At 43.0% G+C, this 13,023-nt stretch carries 4 protein-coding genes and 3 pseudogenes; 4 read left to right on the top strand and 3 right to left on the bottom strand.

From position 1 onward, the window contains the following. The first annotated feature begins 49 nt into the window (after positions 1–49). On the top strand, positions 50–1,429 hold the full coding sequence (locus KIH88_RS01235; RefSeq protein WP_213988553.1) for a glycoside hydrolase family 1 protein: 1,380 nt from the start codon (positions 50–52) through the stop codon (positions 1,427–1,429). 38 nt (positions 1,430–1,467) lie between these two features. Here the strand turns inward: KIH88_RS01235 and KIH88_RS01240 are convergent, their stop codons facing one another. Then, a complete protein-coding gene (locus tag KIH88_RS01240) occupies positions 1,468–1,881 on the bottom strand; it encodes an EamA family transporter (RefSeq protein ID WP_213988552.1) in 414 nt (137 codons plus the stop codon). A gap of 215 nt (positions 1,882–2,096) precedes the next feature. Between KIH88_RS01240 and glmS the strand changes: the two genes are divergently transcribed. Beyond that, positions 2,097–3,905 (top strand): glutamine--fructose-6-phosphate transaminase (isomerizing), encoded by a 1,809-nt coding sequence (gene glmS / locus KIH88_RS01245; RefSeq protein ID WP_213988675.1) that lies wholly within the window; start codon positions 2,097–2,099, stop codon positions 3,903–3,905. Positions 3,906–3,999: 94 nt separating this feature from the next. Here the strand turns inward: glmS and KIH88_RS01250 are convergent. Next, positions 4,000–4,504: pseudogene (locus tag KIH88_RS01250) on the bottom strand (transposase); the annotation flags it as partial. 167 nt (positions 4,505–4,671) lie between these two features. On the opposite strand from KIH88_RS01250, the pseudogene KIH88_RS01255 reads away from it, so the two are divergent. Beyond that, positions 4,672–4,923, top strand: a pseudogene (locus KIH88_RS01255) (helix-turn-helix domain-containing protein); the annotation flags it as partial. Here KIH88_RS01255 and KIH88_RS01260 read toward each other — a convergent pair. Beyond that, positions 4,898–5,257 (bottom strand): annotated as a pseudogene (locus KIH88_RS01260) (IS30 family transposase); the annotation flags it as partial. The pseudogenes KIH88_RS01255 and KIH88_RS01260 overlap by 26 nt on opposite strands. 997 nt (positions 5,258–6,254) lie before the next feature. Between KIH88_RS01260 and KIH88_RS01265 the strand changes: the two are divergent. After that, positions 6,255–12,893, top strand: coding sequence for a mucin-binding protein (locus tag KIH88_RS01265; protein ID WP_445656354.1), 6,639 nt, complete (start codon positions 6,255–6,257; stop codon positions 12,891–12,893). Positions 12,894–13,023: the final 130 nt, after the last annotated feature.

Below are 13,023 nucleotides of genomic sequence, written 5' to 3' on the forward strand. Positions count from 1 at the left end.
TTGTTTTTTCTATATAATGGGGAAAATGAGTAAATGAAGAGGTAAAGCTATGCTAAAATTTCCAAAGGATTTTGTCTGGGGTTCCTCCACTTCTGGACCACAGACAGAAGGACGAGTGCCAGGTGATGGTAAAGGAGATAATCTCTGGGATTATTGGTATCAGGTGGAGCCAAACCGTTATTACAATGGGATTGGACCTGACAAAACATCGACTTTCTATGAAAACTGGGAAAAGGATGTTGAGCTTTTGGTAGAGACTGGTCATACAGCCTTCCGAACTTCTATCCAGTGGTCTCGTATTTTCCCACAGGGCCGTGGAGAGGTCAATCCGAAAGGGGTGGCTTTCTACCGTCAGGTCTTTGAAGCTATTAAAGCCAAGGGGATTCGTCTCTTAGTCAATCTCTATCACTTCGATCTGCCATTTGCCCTGCAAGAAGATGGGGATGGATGGGAAAATAAGGCAACCGTCAGGGCCTATGAAGACTATGCTCGTTTTTGTTTTGAGACTTACGGTGACTTGGTAGACCAATGGATTACTTTTAACGAGCCCATCGTCCCCGTAGAATTTGGTTATTTTTATGATGCCCATTATCCTCACAAGGTAGATGCTAAGGCGGCGGTTAAGGTTGCTTATCATACGCAATTGGCTAGTAGTCTTGCGGTTAAGGCCTGTCATGAGATTTTGCCTGATTCTAAGATTGGGATTGTCCTTAACTTGACACCAGCTTACCCACGTAGCCAGCATCCCGCGGATGTCAAGGCTGCTCGCATTGCGGATCTCTTCCAAGCTCAATCTTTCCTAGATCCATCTGTCTTGGGAGCTTATCCAGAAGAGTTAGTAGAGATTTTAGCGGAGCAAGATTTGCTGCCGGATTCTACAGCTGAAGAGTTGGAGCTCATTCGCGATCATACTGTGGACTTCCTTGGGGTCAACTACTACCAACCTTTGCGTGTCATGGCGCCACGTTTTGCTAAACATCCTGATAGCCCGCTTTTGCCAGAGCATTTCTACGAACCTTACGTCATGCCGGGCCGTAAAATCAATCCTCACCGCGGTTGGGAAATCTACGAGCAGGGGATTTATGATATCGCTCAAAACATCAAGGAAAACTATGGTAATATTGAGTGGATGTTGACAGAGAATGGCATGGGTGTTGAAGGGGAAGACAAGTTCCGTGAGAATGGCATGATTCAAGACGACTATCGTATTGACTTTGTCAAAGGGCATCTTCGTGAACTTCACCGTGCCATTGAAGATGGAGCAAACTGTAAAGGATACTTAATCTGGACCTTTATTGACTGTTGGTCATGGCTCAACAGCTATAAAAATCGCTACGGTCTGGTTGAGCTTGACTTGGAAACACAGGAACGTCGCTTGAAGAAATCAGGGCACTGGTTCAAGGAACTCAGTGACCATAATGGATTTTAAGAATAAAAAGAGTGAGATAGCGTTCATCTCACTTTTTATTACAATATCATCACCAAGGTACCAATCGTAATCAGGATACAGCCAATAATTGTTTTAAACGTCAGGACATCCTGTAGGAAGAAAAAGGCTAGAACGAGGGTAAGGACGAGACTGAATTTATCGACAGCAGATACCTCAGTCGCATTGCCCATCTGTAGTGCCTTGTAGTAGCAGAGCCAGGAGGCGCCGGTGGCCAAGCCTGATAAGATGAGAAAGAGCCAACTTTTTCTACTGATGTTGACAATTTCGGTCTGACTATTGGTCAAGAAAACCATGGCCCAGGCCATAAGAATGACGACGACCGTACGAATAGCAGTTGCTAGATTGGATGGAACTCCCTCAATCCCAATCTTGGCTAAAATTGACGTTAAGGCTGCAAAGACAGCTGATAAAAGTGCGAAGAAAAACCACATGGCAAATACCTCCTCTTTTTATTATAAGTAATTGATGCTGACTTGTCAGGTATCAAGTGAAATCTTGATAAAATACCAGGTAGAAAAACTATACCAATTTTTATCCTTGACAAGTGAGAAAAACAAGTATATACTGTTTTTGCTGATTCTGTAAAAGGGAAATCAGACTATACCAATTTAAGGAGAAAGCACAGTTGATCTGTGTCGTATATACTATGTGTGGAATTGTTGGTGTTGTTGGAAACACAAATGCAACTGATATTTTGATTCAAGGGCTTGAAAAGCTCGAATACCGTGGTTATGATTCTGCGGGGATTTTTGTCCTAGGTGGTGCTGAAAATCATCTAGTCAAGACTGTTGGTCGTATCGCAGAATTGTCTGCTAAGACAGCTGGTGTTGAGGGAATAACTGGTATCGGTCATACGCGTTGGGCGACTCACGGAAAACCAACGGAGGACAATGCTCACCCACATCGCTCTGAGACTGGACGTTTTGTCTTGGTGCACAATGGAGTGATTGAAAACTATCTTGAAATCAAGGAAGAATACCTTGCAGGTCACCACTTCAAGGGGCAAACAGATACGGAAATTGCTGTTCACTTGATTGGGAAATTTGTTGAAGAAGATGGCTTGTCAGTTCTTGAAGCCTTCAAAAAAGCCCTTCACATCATCCGTGGGTCTTATGCCTTTGCCTTGGTTGATTCACAAGATCCTGAAGTCATCTACGTGGCTAAGAATAAATCACCACTTTTGATTGGTCTTGGAGATGGCTATAACATGGTCTGCTCAGATGCCATGGCTATGATTCGTGAAACCAACCAATACATGGAAATCCATGACCAAGAGTTGGTAATTGTCAAGGCGGATAGCGTCGAAGTGCAAGACTATGATGGTAACAGTCGTGAGCGTTCTAGCTATACTGCGGAGCTTGACTTGTCAGATATCGGTAAGGGAACTTACCCTTACTACATGCTCAAGGAAATTGATGAGCAACCAACGGTTATGCGTAAACTCATCCAAGCCTACACAGATGAGGCAGGTCAAGTAGTGGTTGACCCAGCTATCATCAAGGCTGTTCAAGATGCAGACCGCATCTACATCCTTGCGGCTGGAACATCTTACCATGCAGGATTTGCTTCTAAGAAGATGCTGGAAGAGTTGACAGATACACCTGTTGAACTTGGAATTTCATCTGAGTGGGGCTACGGTATGCCACTTCTCAGCAAGAAACCACTCTTCATCTTTATCAGCCAGTCTGGTGAAACAGCTGACAGCCGTCAAGTTTTGGTCAAAGCCAATGAAATGGGAATCCCAAGTTTGACAGTGACAAACGTTCCTGGTTCAACTCTTTCACGTGAAGCCAACCATACTATGTTGCTTCATGCAGGTCCTGAAATTGCCGTGGCATCAACCAAGGCTTACACAGCACAAATCGCAGCCCTTGCCTTCCTTGCAAAAGCAGTCGGTGAAGCAAACGGCAATGCCAAAGCGCAAGCCTTTGACCTTGTTCATGAGTTGTCAATCGTAGCTCAGTCTATCGAATCAACCCTTTCAGAAAAAGAAACGATCGATGCTAAAGTTCGTGACCTTCTTGAAACAACTCGCAACGCCTTTTACATCGGACGTGGTCAAGATTACTATGTAGCCATGGAAGCGAGTCTTAAGCTCAAAGAGATTTCTTACATCCAGTGTGAAGGTTTTGCGGCAGGGGAGCTCAAGCACGGAACCATTGCCTTGATTGAAGAGGGGACACCTGTCTTGGCCCTATTGTCAGACCCAGTTCTTGCCAACCATACTCGTGGAAATATCCAAGAGGTCGCAGCCCGTGGCGCCAAGGTTCTCACTATCGCAGAGGAAAATGTTGCCAAAGATACAGACGATATCGTCCTTACGACCGTCCACCCATACCTCTCACCAATCTCAATGGTCGTACCAACACAATTGGTCGCTTACTTTGCGACCCTGCACCGTGGCCTTGATGTGGACAAACCACGTAACCTTGCTAAGTCAGTAACAGTAGAATAAGCAAAGAAAGTGGCTCTTTGTCAACTGTAGTAGGTTGAAGAAAAGCTAAGCTCGAGAAAGGACGAAATTCGTCCTTTCTTTTTTGATGTTCAGAGCGATAAAAACGTTTATCGCTGAGTTTACGGCTATCCTGTTGAATGAGCTTCCAGTAACGTTTGATGGCCTTATTCATGGGACTTTCGCTCAAACTGATTCATGATTTGGACACGCAAACGACTTATAGCACGGCTTAAGTGTTGGAGTAAAACAGTCCAGTGGACTGTTTCAGCCTGAGTTCAGAAATATAATAACGAAGGGTAAAAACGATCGAGAACGATTTTAGCACACGGAAAAGCTGTTTAGCTAAGTCATAATAAGGACTAAACATACCCATAGTAATGATTTTCACCTGACAACGAACAGCTCGATTGTAGCGAAGAAAGTGATTTCGGATGACAGCTTGTGTTCTTTCCTCAGGGACAGTGATGATATCGAGCTTGTCAAAATCTTGCGCAATGAAACTCATCTTCAACATCCCAGGATATAATCTCAGGAAGATGCGAAAAATCATGCTTAAAGTGGAAGTTATTGAGTTTTCGAATGACAGTTGAAAATGTAATTGTTCCATGTGATTCTTTCTAATGAGTTGTTTAGTCACTTTTCATTATAGATTTTATGGAACTTTTATATCTAATAAATTGTAAAATATAGTGTCACAAAAAAACTCATAGCGTTTCATTGGTGTAAACTGTAAGTAACCACACAAACAGAATCCCGAGGAAAAACTATGAGCTACTTCCATTTTACCATAACCGACCGAATAAAGAGAGAAACCTACTTGGAATTAGGTTTGAAACCTTGCCAAATTGCAAGTAAACTTGGCGTCCATAAGTCTACCATTTCAAGAGAGTTAAGACGATGCCAAAATGGTTACTCCGCAGCCCTAGCACAGGAAGAGTACGACCACAGGACTAAGCAAAAAGGTCGGAAGTCTCGTTTGACACCAACGTTGAAAAAGGAAATTGAGGACGGTTTAAAATACCACGGTCTGTTAGTTGATAGAGAGTTCTCATAGAACAAGAAACCCCCTATTTAGATAAGTTCCTTTAATGACATCAAGGCTCCAATTTTGTTCTAAATGGGTTTGGATGATTGCGAAAGGCTTGTTTTTTTCATGCTACAGCGTTTCTTATTGACTTTATATCGGTTATGTAATCATAAGCAGAGTACCCCTCTTTCAGATAGTTGGTGACAGTGTAGATTGTCTGTTTTGATCTTTCTAGTGCGTTCGCAATATCTGAAACTTTTATGTTTTCTTGATAGTGAGCCTCTATCATTACAAGTTCGTTTGTGGTAAGATGAGTATAGGTCATTTATGTTAGTTCCTTTCAGACAAATGTGGTAGTTTATCTGAGCCTAACATAGATGGCTTTTTCTGTCTAGCTTAATTTTATAAATGGGGAGTCTTAAAACTCGACTTTAAATTCATAAGGTGGAGTGGGATTTTCTTGAGTAGTCCAATTTTTGATAATGACCATCGTTTGTTCAACGATTAATTGGGTTAAGATATCGTCGGGTAAGTGAAATTCTTTACTTTGAGGGTGCACATTTTCCATCCCCTGTTTGATATAGGTGGAGACATAAATTGTTCAAAAGAAGGAGCAATTGCAGAAGTATATAGACAAGCAATCTACCTTATTCCCTCATAAATAGCAGAAAGAACATTATCGACTACGTAATCAAAGGGATTAGCATCTTTAACCATATCATAATTACTATAAACTTGGTGAATTTGCTCATCAATCATAGCATGTATATGGTCAATAATTTTTTGAAAATTTCTAAAATGTTTTCGATAAATGGCTTGATGCGTGAGTCCAGCTTGGCGGGCAATTTCTGATACAATAAAGGTTGTTTTATCAGGATGTTCTAAGGCTAATTCAAAAAAGTATTAATGATTTTTTGACGAGTATCTTCTAACATTATAAATCCCTCTTATTTATCGTATACAAAAGTGGGAAGAGCGTTAGAGTTAAGTGCTTTAACCAGTGGCTGGACTGGGCTTCCTTTCGCTTCGGAAGGTCGCTTCTTTTCGATTTTTGTAGCAAGAAGTAGACAGGTCATTTTTGGATAAATGAAAATTATGCATTTAGAAGTTTGCAACACAATGTTACATTTTTGTTACATCCGGAAATGAAATGGTAAAAAATCTTGACAAAATGGAGAAAAAAGGATATTATAGCCATGATATGGTGTTGAAAGTTTAACATTATAATCAACAACTGCATATTGCATATGTTTTAAATATCGAATAGTTAGAATATTGCAAATAGCTAGTTGACTCATATTTTTAAAAAAGGAGAAATATTTATGGATAAAAATGCACGACGCAGATTACGCAGAGCAAGCGCTGAAAAGCGACTGCGATATTCAGTGCGTAAGTTTAGTGCAGGTGTGGCTTCTGTAGCAGTCGCAGCTTTCATGTTCTTTGGGGGGAATGTTGTCTCAGCCGATACGCTAGCTACGGCAGATTCTTCAAGTACCTCTACGGAGAAAACGACCTCTGTGCCAGATTCAGGGAAAAATTCGAGAATGGATGATTCTGAGTCGGCCGTAGGTAAGGATTCAACCGTAACAACTGTTGCTGAAAGCAATGCAGTTTCAAGTGCTACATCTACAGTATCTTCTACCTCTGCAGAAGATTCATCTAGCAAAGTAGAAGACAAGAATGTTAAATCAGAAGCTACTTCGGAAGTATCTAAAGCTTCAGTAGCGACTAGCCAATCAACTGCTGCAACTCAGTCTGAGGCTCGAGTTAGCCCAGCTACTTCAGCTACTGCGGAGTCAACTGCAGTTTCATCTGAAGCAGCTGCAGATGAAACTGCTGCTGTAGAACCTAAGGTATCAGTTGAAAAAGCAGCTAGCCAAGCAGCTAGTTTGGCAACAGCTAGCAAAACACCAAATGAAATAGCACGAAGCAAAGCAAATTCCACATTGGCTGCTGCCCAACGCGAAGTGGATAAAGGTTATTCTGGTTTCCGTAAAGCAGGAGAAAGTGGCTTCCGTTCGTCTACCTCACAAACAGGGAAGGTAACTGTAACAAAAGAAAACTTCCTTGACTACTTCAAATTGAATGGCTCAGCTACCTATAACCAACATGATGGTATTGTAACCCTTACTCCAGATGAAAACTCTAGGTTAGGTAACTTCAGTCTGAAGAGTAAGATCAATATGAACCAAAGCTTTAAGCTGAAGGGCCAGGTAAACCTTGGTGATAAGACCCAAGAGCGCGGTGGTGCCGATGGTATCGGTTTTGCCTTCCATACAGGGAATATAACAGATCTAGGTGCCTCCGGTGGTAACCTTGGTATCGGTGGTTTGCGTAACGCAACTGGTTTCAAATTGGATACTTACCGGAATCTCTACGTGCCACCAAAAGGAGGACGTTTTGATACTAACGACGCGACTTTCTTCGAATATGGTTGGGCTGAAGACCCTAATCTAGGACAGTTCGGTTCCTGGGTAAATACCACTTTTAAAAAAATTAAAGGACAAAATGGCGAATATGATCGTTGGTGGGCTGAGACAGACGCTGGTAGCGCCCAACCTTTGGACTCAAGTGACATAGACGGTAAATTCCATGACTTTACTATCCAGTATGATGGTGCAACCAAGGAATTGACAGTTACTTATAGAAGTAATCTCGGTGAAAAACAATGGAAGAAGACGGTCAACTCTCCAGAAGAACTGATGTCTATGGTGGTTACAGCTTCGACTGGTGGCAACAAGAACTTGCAACAGTTTAAGATTGAAAGTTTTGATTTCTACCAAGGTGCTTCTGTTGGCGTACGTTATGAAGATGAGCAAGGTCGAGAAATTGCTGAGGGCTCAGTAAGCTATCCACAAGGTGCCTTCAAAGGTAAAACTTATACCACTGAACAAAAATCCATCCCAAACTATGACTTTGTTGGGTTGAAAAAGGGTAGTTTGCCACCTTCAGGAAGTCTGGATGACTGGGGTAACAACGGTACAGTAACCTACGTTTACCGTCAAGGTACAGAGAAGATTACAGACCCAGCTAAATTGAATAGCAAGGTTACTCGTACCATCAAGTACGAATACGCAGATGGTGAGACAGCCGGTCGTCCAGCTCTGAAAGCTCCTGTGACTCAAGAAGCAACCTTCACACGTACAGGTGAACGCAATCGTGTAACTGGCGTTGAAACCTTCGGCGCATGGACACCAGCTACGAAAGAATTGGCCCAAGAAGACACACCAGTCGTAACTGGATTCGTGGCAGATAAGGCGAATGTAGCAGCGAAGACAGTGACTCCTGATGATAAGGATAGCGAAGAAGTTGTACAATACAAGAAGCTCGGTTCATACGTACCAAATGTACCAGACGGACTTCCAAAAGTACCAAACCTTCCATATCCAAACGATCCAACAGATCCAACGAAACCAGGTACGGATCTTCCATTGATTCCACATGTACCAGGAACTACACCAGTAGGCCCAGATGGCACAACCCCATTGACACCGAAAGATCCGAGCGATCCAAGCAAGGGATACAACCCACCACCAATTCCAAACGATCCAACTCAGGATACACCAATCAGTTATGTGAAAGATGGTCAAAAAGCGATTATCACCTTCGTAGACCAAGATGATAACAACAAGGAAGTTGGTAAGGTCGTTGAAAGCGGTAAGTCAGGTGAGCCAATCGGTACAACTAACTACGCAGCCCGTCTGAAAGAATTGACAGACAAGGGTTACGAAGTGGTGAACGATGAGTTCGCAGGACCTAAGAACTTTGACAACGATAATAAGAAAGACCAACAATTTGTGGTTACTCTTCGTCAAGGTACAGAGAAGATTACAGACCCAGCTAAATTGAATAGCAAGGTTACTCGTACCATCAAGTACGAATACGCAGATGGTGAGACAGCCGGTCGTCCAGCTCTGAAAGCTCCTGTGACTCAAGAAGCAACCTTCACACGTACAGGTGAACGCAATCGTGTAACTGGCGTTGAAACCTTCGGCGCATGGACACCAGCTACGAAAGAATTGGCCCAAGAAGACACACCAGTCGTAACTGGATTCGTGGCAGATAAGGCGAATGTAGCAGCGAAGACAGTGACTCCTGATGATAAGGATAGCGAAGAAGTTGTACAATACAAGAAGCTCGGTTCATACGTACCAAATGTACCAGACGGACTTCCAAAAGTACCAAACCTTCCATATCCAAACGATCCAACAGATCCAACGAAACCAGGTACGGATCTTCCATTGATTCCACATGTACCAGGAACTACACCAGTAGGCCCAGATGGCACAACCCCATTGACACCGAAAGATCCGAGCGATCCAAGCAAGGGATACAACCCACCACCAATTCCAAACGATCCAACTCAGGATACACCAATCAGTTATGTGAAAGATGGTCAAAAAGCGATTATCACCTTCGTAGACCAAGATGATAACAACAAGGAAGTTGGTAAGGTCGTTGAAAGCGGTAAGTCAGGTGAGCCAATCGGTACAACTAACTACGCAGCCCGTCTGAAAGAATTGACAGACAAGGGTTACGAAGTGGTGAACGATGAGTTCGCAGGACCTAAGAACTTTGACAACGATAATAAGAAAGACCAACAATTTGTGGTTACTCTTCGTCAAGGTACAGAGAAGATTACAGACCCAGCTAAATTGAATAGCAAGGTTACTCGTACCATCAAGTACGAATACGCAGATGGTGAGACAGCCGGTCGTCCAGCTCTGAAAGCTCCTGTGACTCAAGAAGCAACCTTCACACGTACAGGTGAACGCAATCGTGTAACTGGCGTTGAAACCTTCGGCGCATGGACACCAGCTACGAAAGAATTGGCCCAAGAAGACACACCAGTCGTAACTGGATTCGTGGCAGATAAGGCGAATGTAGCAGCGAAGACAGTGACTCCTGATGATAAGGATAGCGAAGAAGTTGTACAATACAAGAAGCTCGGTTCATACGTACCAAATGTACCAGACGGACTTCCAAAAGTACCAAACCTTCCATATCCAAACGATCCAACAGATCCAACGAAACCAGGTACGGATCTTCCATTGATTCCACATGTACCAGGAACTACACCAGTAGGCCCAGATGGCACAACCCCATTGACACCGAAAGATCCGAGCGATCCAAGCAAGGGATACAACCCACCACCAATTCCAAACGATCCAACTCAGGATACACCAATCAGTTATGTGAAAGATGGTCAAAAAGCGATTATCACCTTCGTAGACCAAGATGATAACAACAAGGAAGTTGGTAAGGTCGTTGAAAGCGGTAAGTCAGGTGAGCCAATCGGTACAACTAACTACGCAGCCCGTCTGAAAGAATTGACAGACAAGGGTTACGAAGTGGTGAACGATGAGTTCGCAGGACCTAAGAACTTTGACAACGATAATAAGAAAGACCAACAATTTGTGGTTACTCTTCGTCAAGGTACAGAGAAGATTACAGACCCAGCTAAATTGAATAGCAAGGTTACTCGTACCATCAAGTACGAATACGCAGATGGTGAGACAGCCGGTCGTCCAGCTCTGAAAGCTCCTGTGACTCAAGAAGCAACCTTCACACGTACAGGTGAACGCAATCGTGTAACTGGCGTTGAAACCTTCGGCGCATGGACACCAGCTACGAAAGAATTGGCCCAAGAAGACACACCAGTCGTAACTGGATTCGTGGCAGATAAGGCGAATGTAGCAGCGAAGACAGTGACTCCTGATGATAAGGATAGCGAAGAAGTTGTACAATACAAGAAGCTCGGTTCATACGTACCAAATGTACCAGACGGACTTCCAAAAGTACCAAACCTTCCATATCCAAACGATCCAACAGATCCAACGAAACCAGGTACGGATCTTCCATTGATTCCACATGTACCAGGAACTACACCAGTAGGCCCAGATGGCACAACCCCATTGACACCGAAAGATCCGAGCGATCCAAGCAAGGGATACAACCCACCACCAATTCCAAACGATCCAACTCAGGATACACCAATCAGTTATGTGAAAGATGGTCAAAAAGCGATTATCACCTTCGTAGACCAAGATGATAACAACAAGGAAGTTGGTAAGGTCGTTGAAAGCGGTAAGTCAGGTGAGCCAATCGGTACAACTAACTACGCAGCCCGTCTGAAAGAATTGACAGACAAGGGTTACGAAGTGGTGAACGATGAGTTCGCAGGACCTAAGAACTTTGACAACGATAATAAGAAAGACCAACAATTTGTGGTTACTCTTCGTCAAGGTACAGAGAAGATTACAGACCCAGCTAAATTGAATAGCAAGGTTACTCGTACCATCAAGTACGAATACGCAGATGGTGAGACAGCCGGTCGTCCAGCTCTGAAAGCTCCTGTGACTCAAGAAGCAACCTTCACACGTACAGGTGAACGCAATCGTGTAACTGGCGTTGAAACCTTCGGCGCATGGACACCAGCTACGAAAGAATTGGCCCAAGAAGACACACCAGTCGTAACTGGATTCGTGGCAGATAAGGCGAATGTAGCAGCGAAGACAGTGACTCCTGATGATAAGGATAGCGAAGAAGTTGTACAATACAAGAAGCTCGGTTCATACGTACCAAATGTACCAGACGGACTTCCAAAAGTACCAAACCTTCCATATCCAAACGATCCAACAGATCCAACGAAACCAGGTACGGATCTTCCATTGATTCCACATGTACCAGGAACTACACCAGTAGGCCCAGATGGCACAACCCCATTGACACCGAAAGATCCGAGCGATCCAAGCAAGGGATACAACCCACCACCAATTCCAAACGATCCAACTCAGGATACACCAATCAGTTATGTAACTGATAAGCAAAAAGCTATCACAAACTTCGTAACTGAAAATGGTAAAGTAGTATCAACTCCAGTAGTAGATGAAGGTGATTCAGGAGCTAACTTCACTAAGTCTAAAGTTGATGAAGTAACTAAGACTATTGAAAAACTTGAAAAAGCTGGATATAGAGTAGTTAAGAACGACTTCCCATCTAAAGATACAGACAGAGTATTTGATAAAGATAAATCTGTAGATCAAATCTTCAATGTAACAGTAGCTGAAAGAATCATTCCAGTTACACCAGGTAAACCAGTAGATCCAAATGATCCAAACTTACCGAAAAACCCAGATGGAACTCCAGTAACGCCATCTACACCAGAACCAGGTAAACCAGTATTCCCTAACGATCCAAACAGCCCAGTATGGCCAAGTACTGTGAAAGATCTTGTAACTGAGAAATCAGCTACACGTACTATCAAGTATGTAGATCGTGACGGAAAAGAAGTATCTGAAACTCGTGTTGAAACAATTAAATTCACTCGTGATGCTAAAGTTAACTTAGTAACAGGAGAAATCACATATGTAGAATGGACAACAGATCGTAACGACGATATCTTCAACGGATACCCAGTACCAGTAGTTAAAGGATACATCGCTAAAGCTGGTGATTTAGAATCATCAACTAAAGATATTAAAGTAACACCGGATACAATCAAAGATATCAACGAAACAGTTGTTTACGATAAGTTAGGATCATGGGTACCAAATATCCCAGGAACACCAACAAATCCAATTCCATATCCAAACGATCCGAAAGATCCGACAAAACCAGGAAGTGATAAACCACACGTACCTTACGTCCCAGGATTCACTCCGGTAGATCCAAACGGAAACCCACTGAAACCAGTTGATCCAAATGATCCAACTAAAGGATACGAAGTACCAAACATACCAAGCGATCCAACTAAGGACACACCAATCAACTACGTTCCAGTACCACAACCAACCCCAACTCCAGTTCAACCAGCAGCACCTTCTACACCTCAATATATGGATGGCCAACATGAACTTCCAAATACAGGTACAGAAGACAATGCTAGCCTAGCAGCACTTGGACTTCTCGGAGTATTGAGTGGATTTGGTCTTGTGGCTCGTAAGAAGAAAGAAGACTAAGCTTTCTAATTGATATGATTTGTTTGCAATGAACATATCTTCCTTAAAAGGATCTTTTCTACCATTTGTCAAGTCTATTAAGGCTTTAAGTAAAAAAAGAGATAAGACAGTAGCTATTCTGAGGTTACTG

This window comes from Streptococcus oralis (genome assembly GCF_018448765.2).
Classification (GTDB): domain Bacteria; phylum Bacillota; class Bacilli; order Lactobacillales; family Streptococcaceae; genus Streptococcus; species Streptococcus oralis_BM.